The organism is Verrucomicrobiales bacterium, from assembly GCA_016793885.1.
Lineage (GTDB): Bacteria > Verrucomicrobiota > Verrucomicrobiia > Limisphaerales > UBA11320 > UBA11320.
Genome location: JAEUHE010000053.1, coordinates 1 through 21,580, shown reverse-complemented (window position 1 = coordinate 21,580; position 21,580 = coordinate 1). Strand labels below are relative to the sequence as shown.

General features: G+C 59.1%; 15 protein-coding genes. 3 read left to right on the top strand and 12 right to left on the bottom strand.

Going from position 1 to position 21,580, the window contains the following annotated elements; genetic code table 11:
- Positions 1 to 95: 95 nt before the first annotated feature.
- From JNN07_07035 to JNN07_07015, 5 genes are all read right to left on the bottom strand, one after another.
- Positions 96 to 4,043 carry an Ig-like domain-containing protein gene (locus JNN07_07035; protein MBL9167480.1) on the bottom strand — a complete coding sequence of 1,316 codons (3,948 nt, stop codon included), beginning with the start codon at positions 4,041 to 4,043 and terminating at the stop codon, positions 96 to 98.
- A gap of 185 nt (positions 4,044 to 4,228) precedes the next feature.
- The gene (gene bioA, locus JNN07_07030) at positions 4,229 to 5,698 is read right to left on the bottom strand and encodes an adenosylmethionine--8-amino-7-oxononanoate transaminase (GenBank protein ID MBL9167479.1); all 1,470 of its coding nucleotides are present in this window, start codon (positions 5,696 to 5,698) and stop codon (positions 4,229 to 4,231) included.
- Positions 5,698 to 6,945 (bottom strand): 8-amino-7-oxononanoate synthase, encoded by a 1,248-nt coding sequence (locus JNN07_07025; protein ID MBL9167478.1) that lies wholly within the window; start codon positions 6,943 to 6,945, stop codon positions 5,698 to 5,700. Before JNN07_07025 ends, bioA begins: the two co-directional genes overlap by 1 nt.
- Before the next feature lie 140 nt (positions 6,946 to 7,085).
- The gene (locus JNN07_07020; protein MBL9167477.1) at positions 7,086 to 8,228 is read right to left on the bottom strand and encodes a 1-deoxy-D-xylulose-5-phosphate reductoisomerase; all 1,143 of its coding nucleotides are present in this window, start codon (positions 8,226 to 8,228) and stop codon (positions 7,086 to 7,088) included.
- Positions 8,225 to 9,076, bottom strand: coding sequence for an ABC transporter substrate-binding protein (locus JNN07_07015; protein MBL9167476.1), 852 nt, complete (start codon positions 9,074 to 9,076; stop codon positions 8,225 to 8,227). Before JNN07_07015 ends, JNN07_07020 begins: the two co-directional genes overlap by 4 nt.
- A 110-nt stretch (positions 9,077 to 9,186) precedes the next feature.
- On the opposite strand from JNN07_07015, the gene JNN07_07010 reads away from it, so the two are divergent.
- Together JNN07_07010 and JNN07_07005 are read left to right on the top strand one after the other, a co-directional pair.
- The gene (locus JNN07_07010; GenBank protein ID MBL9167475.1) at positions 9,187 to 10,377 is read left to right on the top strand and encodes a hypothetical protein; all 1,191 of its coding nucleotides are present in this window, start codon (positions 9,187 to 9,189) and stop codon (positions 10,375 to 10,377) included.
- Between the two features lie 143 nt (positions 10,378 to 10,520).
- The gene (locus tag JNN07_07005; GenBank protein ID MBL9167474.1) at positions 10,521 to 13,148 is read left to right on the top strand and encodes a hypothetical protein; all 2,628 of its coding nucleotides are present in this window, start codon (positions 10,521 to 10,523) and stop codon (positions 13,146 to 13,148) included.
- A gap of 85 nt (positions 13,149 to 13,233) precedes the next feature.
- Here the strand turns inward: JNN07_07005 and JNN07_07000 are convergent, their stop codons facing one another.
- The 5 genes from JNN07_07000 to JNN07_06980 form a co-directional block, all read right to left on the bottom strand.
- Positions 13,234 to 15,900 (bottom strand): hypothetical protein, encoded by a 2,667-nt coding sequence (locus JNN07_07000; protein ID MBL9167473.1) that lies wholly within the window; start codon positions 15,898 to 15,900, stop codon positions 13,234 to 13,236.
- Between the two features lie 114 nt (positions 15,901 to 16,014).
- Positions 16,015 to 16,464, bottom strand: a complete 450-nt coding sequence (locus JNN07_06995) for a hypothetical protein (protein MBL9167472.1) — start codon at positions 16,462 to 16,464, stop codon at positions 16,015 to 16,017.
- A gap of 1,248 nt (positions 16,465 to 17,712) precedes the next feature.
- Positions 17,713 to 18,120, bottom strand: coding sequence for a hypothetical protein (locus JNN07_06990; protein MBL9167471.1), 408 nt, complete (start codon positions 18,118 to 18,120; stop codon positions 17,713 to 17,715).
- A gap of 111 nt (positions 18,121 to 18,231) precedes the next feature.
- Entirely contained in the window at positions 18,232 to 18,579 is a 348-nt protein-coding gene (locus tag JNN07_06985) for a hypothetical protein (GenBank protein MBL9167470.1), read from the bottom strand.
- 397 nt (positions 18,580 to 18,976) lie between these two features.
- On the bottom strand, positions 18,977 to 19,243 hold the full coding sequence (locus JNN07_06980) for a hypothetical protein (GenBank protein MBL9167469.1): 267 nt from the start codon (positions 19,241 to 19,243) through the stop codon (positions 18,977 to 18,979).
- A 12-nt stretch (positions 19,244 to 19,255) separates the two neighbouring features.
- Here JNN07_06980 and JNN07_06975 point away from each other — a divergent pair, with 12 nt between their 5' ends.
- A complete protein-coding gene (locus JNN07_06975; GenBank protein MBL9167468.1) occupies positions 19,256 to 19,429 on the top strand; it encodes a hypothetical protein in 174 nt (57 codons plus the stop codon).
- Here the strand turns inward: JNN07_06975 and JNN07_06970 are convergent.
- Entirely contained in the window at positions 19,388 to 19,801 is a 414-nt protein-coding gene (locus JNN07_06970; protein MBL9167467.1) for a GFA family protein, read from the bottom strand. The two genes, JNN07_06975 and JNN07_06970, sit on opposite strands and share 42 nt — an antisense overlap.
- A gap of 1,166 nt (positions 19,802 to 20,967) precedes the next feature.
- Complete coding sequence (locus JNN07_06965; protein ID MBL9167466.1) at positions 20,968 to 21,303, bottom strand: hypothetical protein; 336 nt, start codon at positions 21,301 to 21,303, stop codon at positions 20,968 to 20,970.
- Positions 21,304 to 21,580 lie beyond the last annotated feature (277 nt).

Below are 21,580 nucleotides of genomic sequence, written 5' to 3'. Positions count from 1 at the left end.
TCGTAGCCGTCGCCAAAACGCGATCGCGTTAACCATTGTCGGAAACAGAACAGGCCAGGAATCACTTCCTGGCCTGTTTTTTTGGTCTCATAGACCTAGTTCCCGATCACTCTGAAAAATTGCTGCCCGCCCTCCGCCGACACGCGAATCGGACTTCGGTCGCCCCCCGGAACATCGATCCATGGGCCTCCAGGGTCGAATGCTGACTGGAGTTTGCCGCCCCGAAACAAAAGATCGAAACCAGATCCGGTTGGATGGATGCGCACATCGAGAAGCGAGGCATAGGGTCCGAAATTGCGAAGGTTGGCCGCCACGTAATGGTTAGGTTTCCCCTTGCCATAGCCACCGTTGTGGTCGGTAGTGCACATCCATCCAATGATGGCATCGTTTGGGATGTTGGGCATGTCACGCCCCTCCCCGTCGATCAGCTGCCAGGTGTTCCCGAAGAGCGACCAATAGCCCGTAACCTTCGTACCTACGCGGACCAGACGCAACCAAGGATTCTGGTCAGGACGAGTGTTGGAGAGTGCTTCGCCCGCGGAGTTGATAAAACGAGTATAGGTTCCAAACTTTCCAACAAAACCGTTGGTATCAGGGGTGGTGAACTCGGGTCCTCCGCTGTTTCCCTGATCGTCTCCTACCTGATCCCGCCACGTGTTCAGCGCCCGCTTGTTCCCATTTGCCGAGCCGAAGGTGTAGGTCACGGCAGAATACCGAGGCACGCGGGTCGCCAGATCGGTGTTCGGCTCAATGGGGGTTCCGTCCACGTTGACCGCCGCGTAGAGGCCGGCCGCCACGGTCAACCCCCCATTTCCCCAGCCGGCCAGGCTGTCTGTCTTGTCATACCGCGTACACTCCACGGCCCAGTCAAAGTCGCCCGAGATCGGCTTGTAGACAAAGTGGTTCCGATCCGCGAAGGAATTATTGTAGCCCCCTCCGATGTAGTCGATTTCTACCTGATCGCCCGACGCAAGAAAGGTAGAGGAGCCAATGATAGCGGGATCATCACCGACCTGAGGACGCTGCTTCGGATCCACAAAGACACCCTCATCATCAGCCTGCCAGCCGTCAACGGTCACCGTGACGGCCTGACTGCCCACCATCACGTTCCCGCCCAGGTCCCGAACCCCCGTGGCAGTGACGGTAAAACTGTCACTGGCAAGATCGGCCACGTCCAAGTACACCGAATCGCCGTTGATCCCCACCACGGCTTTGGTGACGGTGCCCTGGCTGAGGCTGAAGTTGGAGGCGATGACAGAGGCTCCGAGGATCTGCTCGGAGAACTTGATGCCCACGCGCTTTTTGTCCCAGGTGCCGCCGGACAAAAGCGTGGGAGCCTGAGTGTCGCCGGTGGCCACATAGTCCCCATAATCGCTAAACACAGCCTGACCGGGCAGCTCACCGTTGTTGCCCACAAAGAATCCAACATACATCTGCCCAGGCATGTCGACGCTATACTTGGAGAACACCAAGGCCCACGAATGCGCACTGTCCCGCACAAAAGCATGAAAACTCTGCCCCGTCCTTTTCAACCGCAGCCATTGGTCGCGGTTCGCGAGAACGGCGTTCAGACCGCTAATCGCTCCCTGCTGGTCGTAGGGGGTCGGGGTCTTCCCGTCCCAATCGAGCACGATCCGATTCCTGAAGGCCACGGTATCATCGGAGGCAACTAGCTTTACCAGTCGGCTGACTGGTTCGAGTGTGTGGCGCGCCATCAAACCTCCGCGGCTTCCCTCATCCAGTTGCTGCAACCGGATCACCTTGTCAAAATCGCCATTCACCTGCTGGTAAACGAATTGAATATCATCCCCATTGCGGTTGGCAGCACGAATCCCCCCGCTCCGCCGAATCCCGAATACTTGGCCGCCCGACGTGTAGCCATCGCCAACTCCATTGGTGCCAATGGTGCCCATGCTGTAGTTGGTAAAGCCCACCCCGCTGAGAGTCACTGGAACAATCGAGTTGCCGGCCAGGTCCGTGATCCCGGCACGGACATTCAGCCGGTAATCGTTACCCAGGCCAGTGACCCGAAGAACCACAGTCCTCCCGTCGGACTGGAGCTCGGCCAAGCCGATCGTTCCCCCGATGAAAGTGTAGTTAGAAGCCCTGCCTGCGGTTGCGCTCATCAACTCGTTGAAGCGGATTGCGATATTCTGTCCTATGGCCCCGTGGGAGGCGACCAAGGGAGCAACCACGTCCTGGTTCACCCTCAGAATCGCGCTCCGGGTTACCGCCACGCCGGACAGCAGGTACTTCACCGAGATGGTCTTGCCATTGTCAGCGAGGCTCAATCGTTCGGTGGTGTAACTCGCACGAGTGGCCCCGGGAATATCTACCCCGTTGACTTGCCACTGAAAGCTGAGCTTGTCAGCCGGGGCACCGGTAACCGCTGCTTCCACAGGTCCAAAGGTGACAGTGGTGTCCTGCAACGCGACCACATTGGACGGAACTTGGGTCGGTTCGATCGTGACGTTCACATAGGGCGCGACCGCCTCAAGCTCAGCCACGGAGAGGACCACGTTGGCTTCCGCCTGACGCTCGATGCGAATCGACTTACCCACGACCACCGGGTCGAGGTTGAAGGCAAGCGGGTTCGGCGTCGGCGAAGGTATGCCTTGCTGAAAACGCCAAAGAACAGCTCCAACCTCATCGCGAACGGTAATAAGCACATCGGTGTTCCGCTCATCACAGCAATCGGTGCGTCGCCAAAAGACGATCCGACCGATCGCGGTTGGCGCCGGAAGATCCACCTGAAGGTAAGGATTGGGTTCGGCGCGGCTGTGCATGAGCGTGCCGGCGCTCAGCTCGCCATTGGCATCGCCGTCAATGGCACGCTCCGGAACGCCTCCGAAATCCACGCTCGAGGAAGAAGCGATGCCACCGCGAGCCAGATTGATCTCATAAAAACCAACGTTGCCGCTGAGGTTGGCGGCCGCGGCCATTTCATTGCCTGCCACATCCTTGACCGAGTCGATGCGAACTGAGTAGTCAGTGTTCATCGGGGGCCCGGAAAGGCTGAGAACCACATTACTGCCGTAAGTCCCCCCCGCATCAGAGTAGGTTCGCAGGAGGCGGGCGGATTGGACCGTCACCCCTCCCGCGAAAACATAGTTGGCGACGGTCTCAGCGGTCGCAGCATCCACCCACTCGCTGAAGCTGACTCGGGCACTCAATCCGCGGCCACCGAGAAACGAGATACCAGTAACCGCCGGAGGAATGGCGTCCTCGGTAACAGTGAGCATCGCTTCGGTGCTGTCTGTGAACTTACCCGAAAGCAAAAAACGGCAACGATACTTCGCCCCATTGTCAGCCGAGCCAACGATCGGGGTGGTATAGGAGGCGCTGGTAGCACGAGGGATGTCGACTCCGTTACGCTGCCACTGGAAGGTCAGGCGCTCCTGCGGCCCCCCTTCCACCACAGCAGCCACGGGTCCGAAGGTGGCGGTGCCGCTCTCGACCACACTTAGGTCGCCCGGATGAGTCACCACGGTAGCCAGGATTGCCGTGCCGTCGGGCTGAATCGCGCGCAGCTCGGAAACCGCAATCGAAGCCGGGCTGGCCAGCACTCGCTCGACGCGAATTGCCTTGGCATTAACAGCAGAAGGAAGGTTGATCGCGAGCGGCCTCGGAGCATTACCCACCGCCTGATAGCTCCAAACCACAACGTCGCTCGAATCCAAGAGCGTGATCAACAGGTCTCGAGTCTGCTCAGAACAGCAATTGTCCGGCCCCCAATACTCGACACGCCCGATGGGCTGCACAGCCTCAAAATCAACACGCACCCACGGGTTCAACTCATCAAGACTTCGCGTCAGATTGTCGCCCTCACTTTCACCGTCGTTGGCGTATTGGCTCGTCTGATCCCCGGCCGTGCTGGATGCCGATGCAACTGCACCGCTTGCGGCGGCCGCAGCGTTCACCTCCACAAAAGAGTCTTGAGCCCTCCCCGGTGTGGATAGGGAAACCACAATCGCGAGAAAGGCGAAAATCTTTTGAAGAGAACGCCACGTAGAGCCGTCGATTCCGAGGGGAAATTTGGGCATACAACTTCTAGTATAGCACGAACAAGTTACCAACCTGCCGGAGCACAAAATCTCCATCAGGCCGCAACCCCACATCAAGAAGGCTGATAGTGCCTCGAACCTAGCCAAGCAACCCACGCGGGTCAAGTTCGATCGAAACCTGGGATAACGTGGCGTGGACTCTCGACCTCCCCCGAGGCAGAAGGTTAAGCAACGCTGGCAGCGACTTCCTCGATCGCCGAGCCAAGGGCTCCCACCATGCGTCGGACCTGTGCGCGAGTCATGCAATAAGGAGGAAGCAAGACGATCACATTGCCGATCGGACGCGTCAAAACCCCTCGCGCTGCCATGGCTTCACAGACCCGGATTCCTATTCTCTCCCGGAGATCAAATGCCTGACGAGTCGCTGCATCACGCACCAGTTCAACACCAACGACGAGACCCACTTGCCGGATATCTCCCACATTGGGGAGTCGCCACAACCCCCGGAGCTCTTCATTCAGGTGCTGCTGCAAGCGCCAACGCGAACGCCGAGCCGCTGGGGCTTCCAACAGCGACAAACTCTCCAACGCCGCAGCGGCACCGAGCTGGTTACCCGTAAAACTGTGGCCATGAAAAAAAGTCTTAAACTCTTCATAATCCCCCAGAAACGCTTCGTAGACCGGCATCGTGGTCAAGGTGGCGGCCATGGGCAGATAGCCGCCCGTCAACCCTTTCGCCACGGCGAGGTAGTCCGGCGTCACGCCTTCCAACTGGCAGGCGAAGAGTCCGCCCCGAGGTGACGACTTTCCCGGATCGGGTTCGTGGAATCCCGTTCGCCCGAAGCCAGTCATGACCTCGTCCGCCAGGATCGGAGTTCCATAGTGGCGCGCCAACTCGGCCACCCGCGCCAGCCAACCTCGGGGCTGCGGGATCATTCCGGCCGCCCCCTGCATCAGCGGCTCCACCACCAACCCGGCATAGGGCTGCTGCTTGCGCTTGGCGACCTCGAACTTGCGCGCCACCTGATCCACGCATTCCCAATGACAGCGTCGATACTCCCGCGCATCCGCTCGTTCCGGCCGGGCGCGGTTGAAGGGACAGCGGTAGCAGTAGGGAGCCATGACCGAATCCACCGGAAAGAGCAGGCGCTGATACGCCCGGTGGAACAGGTCGATGTGCCCCAGACTCACCGCTCCCACAGTATCGCCATGGTAGGCTCCCTGAAGCGAAAGAAACCGTGGCAGACGGAGGCGGGTCACCCGACGCGCATACTCGTAAGCGAGCTTCAACGCCACCTCCATGGCAGTCGAACCGTCGTCGGAGAAGAAAACCTTGCTGAGCGTCGGTCCCTGCCCCTTGCCAGCGACGACAGCCCCGCGCCCTTTCAACGGTTGGGCGGCACGAACCAGCCGTGCGGCTAATTGCGATGCTGGAATGTTGGCAAACCCCAAGGCGGAGGAATGAGCAATCTTGCCCAGCTGACGCTGAATCGCCCGGTTAATCCGCGGATGCCCGTGTCCGTGCAGATTGGTCCAGATGGAAGAATTGGCATCCAAGTAGGATCGACCGTGAACATCCCGCAACACCGCCCCTTTCCCTGCGGCGATGATGATGGGCTCGCGTTTGGACCAGTCCGCCATCTGGGTAAACGGATGCCACACGTAACGGCGGTCCAATTGAGCGATCGGATGCATTAGCCGAGATTCCAGCTCGCGCGCAGTGTCTTCAGGGTTTCACCCAGCGCGTTAATTTGTTCGAGGGTATGGTCCGCCGTCACCGTGAACCGAAGCCGAGCCTTGCCTCGCGCCACCGTAGGATACCGGATCGCCGGAATCCAAAACCCTGCCTCCAGCAACGACTGCCCCAAGCGCAAGGCATCCGCCTCCCCGCCGACGATGAGAGGCAGGATGGTGCTCTGCGCGGGAGGCAATACCCACCCAGCCTCGATCACTGCCTCCTTAAGTCGGTTCACCTGGCTCCAAGCACGCTGGCGACGCAGCTCCCCTTCCCCGCTCTGCACCAGCTCCACCGCCGCTTGCGCGGCGGCAGCCACCGCGGGGGACGGCGCGGTGGAGAAGATGAAGCTGCGCGCTCGGTTCACCAGCCAATCGATCAGCGCGCTAGATCCGGCAATGTATCCGCCGGAGGCTCCCAGGGCCTTGCCCAGAGTCCCCATCTGAATCTCCGCGCGGCCCGCCAGACCCATCGCTTCCAGCAGCCCACTCCGGCGCTCGCCAAAAAGTCCGGTGGCATGAGCCTCGTCAACCATTAGCCAAGCCCCGTAGCGTTCCTTAAGCTCAACCACATTCCGCAAGGGAGCCAGATCTCCGTCCATCGAAAACACGCTCTCCGTGATGACCAGGATCTGTCCCTCGCCCGGCGCGGGTGCAGGAGATGACCCCGAAGCTCCGGCGGCCCGGCTCTTGGACTCCCGCTCGGCTTGCGCCCAGCGCAGCATCCGCTCCAGGTCTTCCACATCATTATGCTTAAACACCCTCAACGTCGCACCCGAGAGGCGCACGGCGTCGATGATGCACGCATGGACCAATTTATCCGTGATGACAAAGTCGTCTTTACCCACGAGCGCCGGAATGGTTCCCACTGCAGTGGCGTATCCCGACGCAAAGGTAAGCGCCGCCTCCGTCTGCTTGAACGCCGCCAAGGCTTCCTCCAGCTCATGATGTGGGGCCAGGGAGCCACAGACCAACCGGGACGCCCCGCTGCCCACCCCATGCCGCTCGACGGCATGAATCATCGCCTCTTTCAACACGGGATGGTTCGCGAGACCGAGATAGTCGTTGGATGAAAAATTAACCCGTTCGCGGCCCTCCGCCTGCAAACGCGACTGCTGCGGGGAATCCACGCGACGCAAACGCCGCCGCAGTCCCTGGGAATCCAGGGAGCACAAGCGGGCCAGCAACTCGTCGTCAAAAGGCTTCATGCAGGGTCGGCATTTTGGATTTTAGATCTGCGATTTCCGATTTGCCGTGGACGATGACGAGGGTCATTTCCCCGCGCAAAGTCGAAAGGTCCGCGTCCGCGTTCAAACCAATCGAAAATCCAAAATGCGAATGGCTGGGATTATCCTAGCCGGCCCGCCTCCTCGCGCGCCCAAGCATCCGCCTCTAGAATCTGCGGCAGGCTGGGCTTCTCCACCACTCGATGTCGATCCATGGTGCGCCTGACGGTGGTGCTGATCGCCTCGAAGCCGATGCGACGCTGACAAAAAGCCTCCACCGCCACCTCATTGGCCGCGTTCAACACCGCCGGCAGGGTGCCGCCTACCTCCCCGGCACGACGGGCCAGGTTCAACGCGGGAAACCGCTCGGTATCCGGATCCTCAAATTCCAACCGGCTCAGCTTCGCAAAGTCGGTTTGCACCCGGTCGCTGTTCACCCGCTCCGGATAAAGCAGCGCATACTGAATGGGCAGGCACATATCGGGAGTGGAGAGCTGGGCGATGATCGAGCCATCCACGAACTCCACCATGGAATGCACCACGCTTTGCGGATGCACAATCACCTTCACCCGTGGCATCTCGACGTCGAAGAGCCAGCGTGCCTCGATCATCTCCAGGCCCTTGTTAAAAAGGGTGGCGGAGTCGATGGTGATCTTGCGCCCCATGACCCACGAGGGATGCTTGAGAGCCTGCTCGACGGTGATCTTTCCGAATTCAGCTCGATCCAGACGCCGAAACGGCCCGCCCGAGGCTGTCAGCCACAGATTGCGCACCGAACTCGCCGGTTTGCCATCGAGACATTGAAAGATGGCCGAGTGTTCGCTGTCCACGGCCAAAACCTGCACTCCATGTTTCCGGGCCTCGGACATCACCGTCTCCCCCGCCATGACGAGAATTTCTTTGGATGCAATGGCGATGTCCTTGCCCGCCCGAATGGCAGCCAGCGCGGGTTGCAGCCCCGCCGTTCCCACGATGGCAATCAGCACAATGTCGGCGCCCGGCAGGGTGGCCAAGCGGATCAAGCCCTCCTCACCGCAGTGAACCTGGGTGGATGTGCCCAGCAGGGTTTGAGCCTGCTGAGCCTTGCCGGGGTCCTGCAGCGAGATGGCAGCCGGCTGGTGCCTTCGCACTTGCTCGATCAGGAGATCGAGGTTGTTTCCCGCGGCCAATCCGATCAGGCGCAGACGGTCCGGGAGGTCCTCCACCACCTTGAGTGTACTGGTGCCGATGGATCCGGTGCTGCCTAACAAAACAACATTCTTCATGCGACGAACTCCAGCTCCGCCTTCTTGCTTAGATACCCCCGCTCAAACGCCTGTCCCAGAAAACGGCGGATGGACTCCCGTCCCGCGTCTCCATAGTCGAGAGTCCAATGGTTCACATACATCCCGACGAACCGATCGGCGAGTTCGACTCCCATATCACGAGCGTACTGCAGCGCGTGCCGAACCGCCTCCGGACGATGATCCAAACTGTATTGGATGCTGGCGGTTAGAATATCGGAGATCGCTTTGCGCACCGGTGGGGCGAAACGACGATGAATGACGTTACCGCCGAGCGGAAGGGGAAGACCATCCTGGTTCTGCTTCCACCACGCTCCCAAATCCGCACAGACCTGCAGCCCCTCATTTTGGTAGGTCAGCTGGCCCTCGTGGATGATCAGGCCGATGTCCGCCTGGCCCGACTTCACTGCCGAAAAGATTTGGTCAAACGGGACTACGATATAGTCCAGCTCGCTGGCTCCCTTGCCGGCCCACAGCTGGAGGGCCAGGAAGGCGCTCGTCATGGTCCCCGGCACCGCGATCCGCCGTCGGATCACCTCTTCACGCGAGTGGGCAGCGCGGGACACCAGCATCGGCCCGTAGCCATCTCCCATGCTCGCCCCGCTGGGCAGCAGCACGTACTTGTCCGACAAGTAGGCGTAGGCATGAATGCTCACTGCCGAAATATCCAACTCGCCGCGGGTGGCCCGCTCGTTCAGGGTCTGAATATCCTGGAGAATATGTTCAAACTCAAAGCCGTTCGACGGGACCAGCCCCTTGGCCAGCCCGTAAAACATGAAAGCATCATCCGGATCCGGAGAGTGCCCTAAAGTCAAAGTCGTCTGCGACATGCTGAAGAGCTAAATCGGTTCCGGCCCGGATGTCACCCCCTTTTCAGCAAGGCGGACTTGAACTTAGTCAGGCCCACAGCCAAAGTACGGCCCACCCAATGGGTGTCGACATGCTGACCCGTCCCTTGCTGCTACTGTTGCCGGCTCTTCTCGTCCAAGGCTGCCGCACTCCGGCTTCCCTATCTTCACCCTCGGAAGCCTCGACCGCCACCGCCCCCAGCTCTCGAGCGCCCGCCGACGCCTCGTCGCACGCCATGGCCCAGCTTATGGTAGAGAATGAAGCGTTGGTGGAATGGCAGGTGGCCCGCCTGGCAGCTGCCTGCAATCGGGTGGCGGCGGCGAGTGAAAGTTCTGCGGCACGCAAGGAGGCGCTGCGATTGAAGGCTGCCTACGCGACTTCCAGCTATGCGATCGTCGCGGGCCCCAACGCTCTGGTCCAGGTTCTGGACCTCCTCGCCATGGCCGCGCTCTCGCATCAGATTTGGATTACCGAAGCCCGGTCGACTCGGGAGTTCGGCTCGCACGCCCCGGAAATCGATTCCGCCTTCGAAGGGATCCAGCATCACATCCGGACGCATTCGGAGCGTTACCTGTCAGCGGACGAGATACGCGAAGTGGAGCAGACCGTCCGGACCTGGCGCCAAAACCATCCGGGACCGGCGGTCTCGGAGTTCATCCGTTTCGACGCATTCGCGAAGGAGCTGGCGACCACACTGGCCGGAGGAAGCGCGACCGAACGAGGCCTATTCGCACGCATCCGGGCGGCGACACACGACGCACAGCTCTTGGGGGAGCGGGCTATTTTTCTGGCCAGCCGCATTCCCCGCCTCACCGAATGGCATGCGGAGTCAGCTGCCGCCAATCTGCTCGGACATGGGGAGGTGAGTCAGGCGATGGCGTCCCTGCAGGAGCTGGGCGCCCTGCAACGGATCGTGCCTGAGCAGGTTAAGCGGATTGAAGACCGATTGGCTGCTCTGCCGCGGGAGCTGGCAGAAAGTGTGGCCGCCCGGGCTGAGGTGTCCGCGGCGCTCGGGCAGGTGGAACAGGCGGGACGGAGGGTGCAGGCGCTGGAGTCGAGCGTGCTGATCCTGGAACGTTCAGTCACCAACCTCAGCCATCAGTTGAGCCAACTGGCCACCATGACCCGTCCGGACCAGGTTCGTGAGGCTGCGGACAAATCAGCGGCTGTCGTGGCAGCACAAGCGCGTTCCCTGCTGTGGCTCGCCCTCGGCGGAGGGGCCGCACTGATCGTGCTGAATTTCGCGCTCAAACGGAGCTCCGAGGGCCGAAAGCCCATCTGACTTCACTGTGGTGAATGCCGCTGCCTGGGCCAATAACGGCGGTATAACGTCACAGCGGTAGGGCAAGGCTCCGTTGGTTTTCCCGAGAATCCTCTACAGAAGGCCTAAAAACTGCCGCTAGAAGGGGAGGGGAAAACCAAAACATGAACGCACTCCTTAGGACACTGGCAGTTATGCTCGTAACCCTGCTGGCCCAGGGCTTTAGCTCGATCGCGCAGGCATCAGTGGATAGTGGTATCACGGTGGACCAGGCGCGCCAGCGTCTCGCCGAGGGTAACTCGCGCTATGTAGCAGGCAAGCCACTACATCCAAACCAGGACTCCGCCCGCCGTGCGGCCCTGGCGACCGGCCAGACTCCGTTTGCAACCATCCTGACCTGCTCGGATTCAAGACTTGCACCCGAGTTGATTCTGGATCAAGGGCTGGGTGACCTTTTCGTGATCCGGGTGGCGGGCAATGTCTCGGACACGGATGAAGTGGGCACCATAGAGTATGGCGTGGGACACCTGAAGACCCCGCTCTTGATAGTGATGGGCCATACCTCATGCGGCGCCGTAAAAGCAGTGGTCGAGGGAGCCGAAGTCCACGGAAGCATCCCCTCCCTGGTCGACAACATCGCTCCAGCCGCCGCCCGGGCCAAATCAGTCAGCCCAAGCCTGGTGGGTGAGGCCTTGATGCTCGAAGCAGTCCAAGCCAATATTTGGATCTCCATCGATGACCTGTTCAAGCGAAGTCCTGAAGTTCGATCGCTGGTCCAAGCAGGCCGGCTCAAAGTGATGGGCGCAATTTATGATCTCCAATCAGGAACGGTGACCTGGCTTGGCGAGCACCAGGAGCAATCGCGACTGCTCTCGTACACCAGCGGGAACCAACATCAGGCGGAGTCGGGTCATTCAGAAATAGCTCCCCACGCGCCGCATCAAGCGAAGGAAGCAGGCGTCTCCGGCGCAGAAGCTAACACACACGCTCGCACCACGCCCAGCGCCGCACCGGCCGAAGCCCGGGTGATGCATTGGGTCCTTGGGACAGCCAGTGCTTTACTCCTGCTCATGGCCGCCGCCTGGTGGTTCGCCAACTCGGTGTTGCCGCGATGGCGGGTTCCCCAGCGAATCTCGCTTGGATTCGCCGCCCTGCTCGCGGTGCTCGCCGGAGTGGGCTTCGCGGGATATGAAGGCCTCCACACCGCACTCGAAGGCTTCAAGGAATTCCGAACGGATGCTCGGCATAGCAATGAGGGAGCTGCCGTTCTCGAACAGTTTCTGCTCATGCAAATCGCAGCCAAGGATCTGATGCTGGCCCGCAGTCAGGAAACGCTGAACCGCTACGAGTCCCACAGCCAACTCCTCAGGGAAGCACTGGATGAGATCGAGGAACAGATCACCGAGCCCGATCGTCATAAAACGATCAAAACGATCGAATCTCAAGTTGAGGTCCATGCCGGTCTGCTGAAGGAGCTGAAGACCTTCGCGTTCGCCGGCAAGAATGCCGAGGCAACTCGTATCAACCGCCAGATGGGCGAACTCGGAACTTTGATCGAAGAGGAAATGGAAGGCTTGGAAGCGGCGTTTCTGGCGGATCAGAACGAAGCCGGGCCGCGCATGCAACGGCAGATGACCGAAGCCCAAGCAGCGATCGTTAGTATCGGGATCGCCGCGCTAGCGTTGGGTGCGTTCCTAACCTGGGTTATCAGCCGATCCATCGTCCCACCCCTGCGCGAGATCGCCTCCGAACTTCTCGCCGGCGCGGAACAGACGGCCGCCGCCTCAGCACAAGTGGCGTCCGCCAGCCAGACCCTGGCCGGGGGAGCCAGCCAACAAGCAGCTTCTTTGGAGGAGACCAGCGCAGCACTCGAGGAAATCGCCAGCATGGTAAAGCGGAGCGCGGATTCCGCCAAGGCTACCAAGGATTTGGCCGCGGCCACGAAGGTGTCAGCCGACTCGGGGGTTCAATCCAACCAGCGGCTGAACGAGTCGCTGGATACGATTCGGTCCGCTGCGGGCGAAATGCGAACCGCGGTGGAGGGTATCCGAGCTTCCAGCTTGAATGTCTCCAAAATCATCAAAACCATCGACGAAATCGCCTTCCAAACCAATATTCTCGCGCTCAACGCCGCGGTCGAGGCTGCACGCGCAGGCGAAGCAGGGTTGGGATTTGCCGTGGTTGCGGACGAGGTTCGCAACTTGGCCCAGCGAAGTGCCACGGCCGCCAAGGAAACGGCAGTACTGATCGAGGCAGCTGTTCAGCAATCGGCTCAGGGAGTCACTGTGAACGAGAAGGTGGTCGCGAGCGTGGACACAGTCGCGACCGCGGCTCAAGAGGTGGGGCAGACGTTAGGAGAGATCGTAGGCCGCGTGAAGGAGGTCGACGAGCAGGCAGCCGGCATTGCAACAGCCATGACTGAACAATCCACCGGTATCCAACAGATCAACCTCGCGATATCTCAGTTGGACAAGGTCACGCAAGCGAATGCGGCGTGCGCTGAGGAAAGCGCCAGCGCCAGCGAGCAACTCAGCTCCCAGGCCAAGGCGGTCAATGACGCTGTGACCCATCTCCAGACTATGGTCGGAGGGAGGACTACGCCCTCCGGGCAGCGAGCGAAGCCGCACTCTTCCACTGCGACCGATGAGCTGACCACGCGTGCCACCAGCAAAACCAGCCAGAGAAGACCATCTGGGACTGCCCCTGGACCCAGGGCATCGCGCTCCGCACCCGACCGGCCCAACCCCTCGGAACTCAAGCACGCGCAGCCCGGTCAGTTCAGGGACTTTTAACCTCCTTGACGAGGCCTATTCGCTGGCATCCGGGCGGCGACACACGGCGCAAAGCTCTCCGCCAAGGGCCCACAAAGCTCCCGCTTCACCGCAGCCACTCGGCGATTTCCTGGCGGAGCGTCTTGGCTTGCGCAGGACGCATATTCTCATCAGGAATCGTTGGCTTCTTCTGGGCGTGCTGCGCGTAAAGATAACGAATGACGAAGGAACGGCCGACCTCAAGATTCCTCGGATTTCCAAAATAGGCTCTGACCATCCTCTCCATGGCCTCCTGATCTTTCAGCAGCAATTGAACCAGGAAACCTAGGAACGGCTCATTCTCCCGGCCTCCCAGAAATGTGATGGCATCTTCCTGAGGAAGTTCGAACCGCCGAACCCACATCCAGCGCAAGATCGACCACCGATCTGACCCCGAAAAATATTCCAAAGCCTCGGTGTATTTGGGGCTCTTCGGATCGGAGAGAGCCGGGAGCAATGGGAGGAAGCCTTGCAGCTTCTGGAGTGGATCATCGGGTCCGGTATCTGATCCATAGCGCTCGATGTAGTCCTGGACTGCGGCCGCGAGGGCTTTCCGGTCATTCTTGGCTGCCGCACGGTAAATCCCCAGTTGCAGATCCGAGCTGCTGCCGGATCGACTGTTCTCGACCGCCCAGGACTGCAGAAGGTCATTGGTTTGAAAGTAGCCGAGGAGGAAAAGGCTTTGTCCGAGTCGATGCGAGAAGGAGATGGTATCGGTCAGGTTGGTGCGAATCTGACTGTAGAAACGCACGGTGGACGGGTAGGCGTCCGCCAGCAGATAGGCATCCAAGGTTCGACGCCCCAGCTCCTCAGTATCGGTGTCCCAATACATCCGTTCCAATTCCCTCGCCTGGTCCAGTCGCTGTTGGTCCACGGTTTTCACCTCCCCAGCGACCACAAAGTTCGTCGGAACCAGAGCGCGAGTCTCCAGGTATAACTCGGTTTTTTGAGGCAGCCGCTCGGCTAGTTCGCCACGTGCCGCCAGCGCTCCCGGCAGCTCCTGAACCCCTTGAACACCGACTGATGCCAGATAGCGCAACCCCACCACCAATCCCCGGGGTCCAGCCTCATTGGCCATCCACCGCAAATGAGGAACAATATTCGAAACGCTGTCGCCTCCATCAAAGAGAGTTCGCCACTGCCACTCCGCGTCCCAGGGACGAAGGTAAGCGCGGCGGACAAATCGCTGGGCGGATCTGGGGTTCTCAGGCCCCGCATCGGCATAGGCATGACGGTTGAATCCGACCAACTGGAACAGCCCTTCGACGAGCTCCAGCCGACGAAGGCTGGCGTCATAGTTCGCCACTTTGGACGCCCGCTCGTTCTCGAAAAACGGCGTCCAGCCTTCCGCGGCAGTGCGAGCGGCCTGGCGAATGGATTTGCCGACCTCATGGACTCCCCACCGGTGATTTACGAATTGATAGCGGGCTCCCATCTGCAAACCTGCCGCTTCCCATCCGTAGTTGAGAAGATCGCGATCGGTCGCGACTGCGGTAGGTGCCAGGGGACCCACCCCTTCGATCTGACCAAGCCGAAGGAGCGGGGCGAGCTCCCTAAGCCCGGGAATACTCTGGTCCGCCGCCGTTTTGGAAGCGCCCGCTGCCTGACGTGCAGCCACACTCTGCTTCAATGCAGAGCTGAAGTTGGTCGGCCCAAAGAACTCGGCTGGCCGGCTTTGGATCAAGCGCAGCCACGCGGCGCGCTGAAGTTCGGGCCACCCTCCGTCCATAAAATGGCCAGCCCCGACACCCATCTGGGTCGAGAGAAACGGACCAAAGTTGTGAAGCGACATGGCGTTCTTGGCATCCACCAGGGCGGGAAGAAACTCCTCAAGCAGATTTCCGCTGCTGTTCACCAGTTCATCGTACACCAACATCGGCATCAGCATGGGCAAATAGCGGTTCGTGACGGCGGACTGATAGAATGGACGCGACTTGGTTTGACCAAGCCAGACCCCCCAGGCCGACGTGAGCGCATTCGGCGGGACCAGCCCCTTGGAGGCAGCCTCTTTCCACATCGAGCGCGCGATTCGCTCTCTCCCGGAGAGGAATAGTCCGGGGATGTAAAGGTCGGCAAGGGACGCCGAACTCGCCGCCTCAGCAAACGCTAGCCAGCCAAATGCTCGGGCCAGGAGAACAGAGTCAATGCTGGCCCGCCCCGCCACTCCAGGAAGCACCGCATGGGTCAGCAACCCCGAGAGTTCTGCCGCCTCGATTGCCCCCCATGCCTGACCCCCTTTGGTCACCATCCCAAAGCCCTCAGCCAGACTCTCCTCGCGCGACACCTTCGCTCGCAAGGCCCCGCGCCAATAGGCTTTTCGTATCTCCTCGGGCAGGGCCTTAGGAACAGGTGCCCAGCCAAGCGCCTGAACCTTCCGATACACCTCGCGATAGTATCCATCCCCCTGCTCCAGCAGGTTCGTGGAATAGCTCACGAGCCCGGTCTTGGAGAGACTTCCGGAGGGAGAAAGGAACTTGAGGTGCCAATCGACACCACCGGTGCGCAGGGGATAAACCGAGTTCGTGATCGTGGCGAGTTTGGATTCGGATCCATTCTCACGCCAGGCCAGAAGCCGACATACCTCGGTCAGAAAAAAGCGTTGGGCCGGATCGTGCTCTTCCGTGCGCGGCGCGTAAAACTGCGCCGCGAGCTCGAGATGAACCATGAAAGCCAGGATCAAGCCATGCCATGGCCGACTAGGCCTGCTTATCCCATTGCAGATTGATTTCGACATAAGATCGCGTCTCTCCGGTTGTACGTAATTCCTGCTGTCGTCATCGGCATCCTGCTAGAACTCCTCCAACAAAACCCAGATTTATCTCTGCTCCGTCCCTTAAGGGCTGCTGGGCTAGTGCACGACCCATGGAGCACCGCAGAGGATGACACCGACGAAGAATGACGAAGTGTTACCCAGCAACGAAGCCAGAAGAGCGCGTCGCCACCCTACCCCCTCAAACCCCGCATCCTGGAGGATGGGGATGGCCGACATGAGTTTAATGAGGATCGCATCCGCAAGAACCACGCCCGGCTCGAGAATCCACAGAGACACTCGATCGCTAAGCGGGACAAAGCCCAACAGAAAGAATCCCACATTGAGGAAGATGGAGGTGATGAATGCTGGAACGATGAAAAGTCCGCAACTGGCCAAAGTAAGCGTGACCATTCCCGACTCGATCACCAGCGCGCACAAAGCCACCACCGAGAACGCCAGGAGTGACTGACCATCCACCATGACCGGATTCGCGCTCGCAACGAGCGGAACCATCAACAACATCACAGTGATCACTCGCGGATGCATAACCCACACCGAAATCATTCCTTACAGCCCCCACCTCCTATGACGGTAGCCCTGAAAACATCGCAGGTAATTCACTACATTCGACAGCGGCCAAAAGACAATCTCACGAAGAATCTGGGGGGGGGACAGACATTAGGCAACGTGACTACGTTCCCGCCGAAGGCCTCCCGATTTGTTACGAGATTCATTTGTTGGATCCACCGTCTCGGTCGAAACGTTGATGGTGTGAGGCGAAGGACAGCTCATGGCATAAATTCGGTGCTTCGTTGCCATTTCCCAGCCAGTGGCTCCCAGAGCACGAATCGGGTGAGTGGATTCGCGCTCAGATCCAGTACCTGTAAGGCCCCGAGTGAGGGTGGAAGGGTCAGTCGAGTAATTTGACTACCGCTCAGCTGCAGTTCCCCCAGCAGCCTCATTTCACGTATCGCGTATCGCGCTGACGTCAACCAGCCGATTGTTATTGGGAACGAGCCCTGCTTCAGACACCCAAGTGTCCCCCGACGGATTGTTCCATACGTACGTATAGTTTAATCTGTAGCGGCCGAAACTTGTCCTCAGGCACCAGATCAGCGACAGCATGAACATCGATGCCGAAGCGCAAAGCCGTCAGCCAGAGCCAGAATAGCGTTCTCAGCAGGGCTGCACACTGTGAATCAGGAGTAACCATTTCCCGATTATTTCATACGTACGTATGAAATAATCGGTCGCGATGCGCAATAACTTGGATAGGCGTGGCTTGCGTCGAAGGAAGGAGGAGCGAAAGAGGCACACGGCGAGCTTCGACAAAAGTCAGGTCCGCCAAAAGCTGGCCTCAGATCCATGAGTTGCAACCAACCGTGGTCCACGTATGCAACTTCAACCCATGGCTCCTTGCCCCACAGCAGATTTCTATACCACCCTTCCTGCGCAATGACCTCGAAGTGAGCCCAAGAAGAACTATCAGCCGCCTCGATGAGATGAGCCAGGATCGCTCGCACAAGGTGTTGGGGAGTGGGGTGTTCCTGATCGCCGCTCGATGTCCACCGTGTCGACATGCTTCGTATTAATCCAAGGACCAGGAGATGGATGAGCGACCGACAATCCGAAAGCCAAACGCGCTTCATGCCCACCGACGACCAACCGTGAGCGACCTCCGCCGTAGGAAGGCGCTCAACGAAGTAGATGGTGTAGTGATGATACTAGTGTCAGCACTCCGGATGCGGACGGTGGTTCGATCCACGAACTCGTTGGACGTCCGATCGTGATGTGTCATGGTGCCGCTCTCAAATAGCTCAAGTGCTGGAAAGCGTCCGGATCCGGAAACGCGCCACCGAAAATCTCCAACTTCCTTTTGTCGCCATCGATGAAATACCAGCGTATCGAATCGGGCTTCCATCCGAAGCCGGTCTGCGCCAAAAAACCTGTGAGCTGCAAATTCGGTCCATCCAACGTCCAATTGCCAACCCCGGTGTTCGTTTGTGTGGTGGCAACAACCTGCTGAGTGAAAACTCCTGATGGCATGAACGTCAGGAATACCGTGGTCTTGGAGTAGTCCTCAGTGAACGACCACACGCCGATCACATCGTTCGTGGTAACAGGCTGCCTGGTGGGTGACGGAGTAAACTGGCACCCCGTGAGCGCCAGGCAAAGAACTGCCAGATAAGGTAAGATGCGCATAGACGTCCAACGAAACCACTCAGGGACGCGCCGGTATGGGGTATACCTAAGAACTTTCATGATATGAACTTACGCCCAGAACCCTCCCGGATGAACGACATTGTCGACGCCTCACAATCCGTTGATGATCGCATCCAGCAATCTCGTCGCTCCTTCATCCTTCATTTTCTGAAGCTCACGATCGAGATACGCCTTGCGACCGAACGCTCCGCAGAGAACGATAACTGCAGAACACAAAGCGAACCCCACCCAAATCCAAACAGGTGCTCCCACGCGAAAGCATAGAAACGAGAAGGCGCCGACTAAGAGTCCCATCGCAAAAATGAGAATGCGCTTCCAAGGCTCCACTGTCTGAACATGTAATCGAAGAATCTCCTCACGAGTCAACACTCGTCCGACCTTCCGGCTTTTGCGCTGTGCGAGCCTCATGACTTGACGAGAAAGTGCATCGGAATTCATGGCTCAATACGCCCAACGTTTTCGAGGTGAGTGCCCGGCGCGCTAGCGAAGGTTCAGTCGACTGAGTTTGTTCGGCTCTTCATTGCGCACCACCAACGGACCTTCCACACGGTGAACAAGCCGGCAAGAATCCAGAGGATAAAGAGCGGAATCAGCCATAGACGGGCATCAACGCAAGCACGACAAACCAGAGCAGCACGCCTAGCGTTGCGAACCCACGAATCGTTTTCCAGCAGACTTGGATCATTCCGTTGTCGAACGAATCCACTGAGCCACAGGCCGCCGACCGGGAGCCAACTCAGGCGGAATCTGAGATGCAGGAACGGTGATCATGTGAAAAACTCGGAGGCTGAGGGCTGTTGGATCGAGTAGCGGTTCGGCGATGGACTAGTCACAGCTAATCTCCGCCGTAATGATTCTTGATGAAAACACGAAGCTGGCCCGCATCTGCGCATCGAATTTCGATATCCCTGCCCACGATCTGGTGTAGATCGTCAATCGCCTCCAGATTGAAGGGATACGCCGTAGCTATCACAAGACCGTCAATCGCATCCGCGATTGGGAGCACCGAATACATCCGGGCGGTCGCCTCAGGGATGGCGCTCAGGAGCTCCGGAGTGAACCGGACGTCTCGCAAATCCACGTTCTCTGCCCCATAGTTCATGAATCAATCGCGGTGAATTGCGCAGCCGAACGACCAGTCGTGACCGACCGCCGCCGTACGGAGGCGCTCAACGAAGTGGCGGATGTAGTGAGTGTGATCATGCCCGGAATCCCGATGCTGGCGGTGGTTCGGTCGACTTTCTCGTTAGGCGACGTGGGTCTCTCGCTTCTGTCCATAAGTCGGTAAACCATCGGCTAAACGAATCCAAGGCAGCCGGTCATCAACCCAAGTGTGGTCGGCTGGTGTCACTATCGCAGGATGGTCGAAGCTGCAAACTGTAACATCAAGCTCGCCTGCTTCTGGACTGGCCATGAACGTCAATGGCGTACCGCACTGGGGGCAGAACGAACGCAGCCGCCCAGCCCATCCCAACTCTCGCGGCTGTCCAGTGAGCAATCGAAACTCACTCCGACGGAACGATGCCCACGTTACAAACGGCGCGCCACTGCTCCGACGACAATCCGAACAATGGCAGTGCGTGACGTTGTAAGGCTGTCCAGCCGACTCGTAGCGGACCAAACCGCACAAACAACCACCGCAGATTATGGTTGGGTTCATGAATGCAAGACGTGAACGCCCCCTAACGTTCGCTGATCCACAGCCCGCCAAGCGAGAGCCAACTCGGGCGAAACCTGGAATGCAAGAACGGTGATCATGTAGAAAACTCGCAGGCTAAGCGCTGTTGGATCGAGTGGGCTGGAACGACGGAGGTCACGTGGCCTGGAGAAACTCTAAAGCACACACTTTGGCGCGTTCGTGCGAGTCGGTGATTATTCCTGTGCGCCGTGGATACCAAAACGGTTTTCCTCCATCCTGCCAGTCCGAATCATCCCACTCTTCAAAGAAAACTCGAAAACACTGATCGTCGTCAGTAGCGATAAAGACTCGGGACCTTCGGCTTGCAGAATAGAGCGTCTCCACCACCCGGCATCCGCAGATAGCTGAAGGGTGACTTTCATCGGGAGTTGGTGGAGGACCATAGTCCTTGCCAAAGAATCGAGCCCAGAACTTCATCATCCAAAATCGGTCCAACGACGTCCCGATGAGAAACCCCGACCTGTGAGATGACGATCGGCAAGTCCATTAGAGGTTGAGATGGTCAAGGCGGGCTGGGCAAATCCAGGGGCTGGTCGGGGTTGTCCTCGATCGGGCTGGTTAGCCTCACCGACGAATAAACCGGGATCGAAATAGGCGGTTAAGAAGTTTCTGCCAGCCCCAAAGGAGTACGCCCACCGACAGCAGCCAGAGCCCAAGAACCAAAGATGGCATCCCCTGGAGGAAGGCGGACAATACCTTAAGTAATCCGAACCCAACTAACACCTTAGCTCCGGTCCCCAAATGCAGCCCGGGGCCTTGATCCGCTGCGAATGGACTTCGGCCGAACGAAGGGGTGAGCCAGCCGCCTCGCCTTAAGGTAACGATGTCGCAGAAAAGCCAGAGACCACCTTGAAACAACGCAAGACAGACGGCACAAGTCGTGAGACCCACTCCAAAGCGCATGGCCTCCTCTACGGAGGCTACGCGATGAATCGCCAATTGGATTGCCAGGCAAAGGATTAGAGCCGATCTACAGACTGCCCAGACCGTGACTTTCATGGGTAACGCTTCAAAGATGAGTGACGGCCGATCGAATGCGGAACAATGGGCAGAGAGGCCAAGATCACAGTCCCGAAACCAGCCGGGGACATGGCGTAACCTGAAGGCCGCCCACTCGGTCGCACGTGTTAGGCCTTTCGGAATCGGGCGAGCAGCGCCAGCGACTCGCGAACCTCTGGACTAAAGCGCTCAAGCTCCTGGGGTGTGACCAGGCCCATGACGTCGAGAATCCCAAGCTGCATGAGAGCGGTCGAGCGACGCAGATCGTTGAAGGCGCGTGCAATATCGTGATCCCGCTCCTCAAATAGTCGGTAGAGCCGGAGATATCTCTCATGCGATGTGCTCTCAGGGCGGCTGATCTCTGCCTGAGCCTCAGCAAGAATTCTCGCACTGAATCGCTCCAAGGCATGCCTGTGAACCTCGCGAAACACCTTCCAGTCACGTTCGGAAATATCGCCAGACATAGGGTATGAGGAGAGGCCTAATCTCCCGATGAGGCACCCCGACCTGTAAGGTGACAATCGGCAAGTCTGATCAAGGTTGAGATGGTCATGTCGAGCTGGGCAAATCCCAGGGTTGGTCGGGGTTGTCCTCGATCGGGCTGGTTGGACGAAGCCGCTACGCGGAGGCCTTCGGCTGGGAGGGTGTCAGAGGATTGCTTCTGAGTCCTGAGTGTCATCCAGATCATTCGCTTCGCAGTTCAAAAGGTAATCTGTCGTAGCAGAGCCCCCGCAGCGACAG

Excerpts from the sequence above, each read along its gene's own strand:
- JNN07_07010 (MBL9167475.1), top strand. The coding sequence starts at position 9,187 with ATGCTGACCCGTCCCTTGCTGCTACTGTTGCCGGCTCTTCTCGTCCAA.
- JNN07_07000 (MBL9167473.1), bottom strand. The coding sequence starts at position 15,900 with ATGTCGAAATCAATCTGCAATGGGATAAGCAGGCCTAGTCGGCCATGG.
- JNN07_06985 (MBL9167470.1), bottom strand. The coding sequence starts at position 18,579 with ATGAATTCCGATGCACTTTCTCGTCAAGTCATGAGGCTCGCACAGCGC.
- JNN07_07020 (MBL9167477.1), bottom strand. The coding sequence starts at position 8,228 with ATGAAGAATGTTGTTTTGTTAGGCAGCACCGGATCCATCGGCACCAGT.
- JNN07_07005 (MBL9167474.1), top strand. The coding sequence starts at position 10,521 with ATGAACGCACTCCTTAGGACACTGGCAGTTATGCTCGTAACCCTGCTG.
- JNN07_06995 (MBL9167472.1), bottom strand. The coding sequence starts at position 16,464 with ATGCATCCGCGAGTGATCACTGTGATGTTGTTGATGGTTCCGCTCGTT.
- JNN07_06980 (MBL9167469.1), bottom strand. The coding sequence starts at position 19,243 with ATGAACTATGGGGCAGAGAACGTGGATTTGCGAGACGTCCGGTTCACT.
- JNN07_07015 (MBL9167476.1), bottom strand. The coding sequence starts at position 9,076 with ATGTCGCAGACGACTTTGACTTTAGGGCACTCTCCGGATCCGGATGAT.
- JNN07_06990 (MBL9167471.1), bottom strand. The coding sequence starts at position 18,120 with ATGCGCATCTTACCTTATCTGGCAGTTCTTTGCCTGGCGCTCACGGGG.
- bioA (MBL9167479.1), bottom strand. The coding sequence starts at position 5,698 with ATGCATCCGATCGCTCAATTGGACCGCCGTTACGTGTGGCATCCGTTT.
- JNN07_06970 (MBL9167467.1), bottom strand. The coding sequence starts at position 19,801 with ATGAACCCAACCATAATCTGCGGTGGTTGTTTGTGCGGTTTGGTCCGC.
- JNN07_07025 (MBL9167478.1), bottom strand. The coding sequence starts at position 6,945 with ATGAAGCCTTTTGACGACGAGTTGCTGGCCCGCTTGTGCTCCCTGGAT.
- JNN07_07035 (MBL9167480.1), bottom strand. The coding sequence starts at position 4,043 with ATGCCCAAATTTCCCCTCGGAATCGACGGCTCTACGTGGCGTTCTCTT.
- JNN07_06965 (MBL9167466.1), bottom strand. The coding sequence starts at position 21,303 with ATGTCTGGCGATATTTCCGAACGTGACTGGAAGGTGTTTCGCGAGGTT.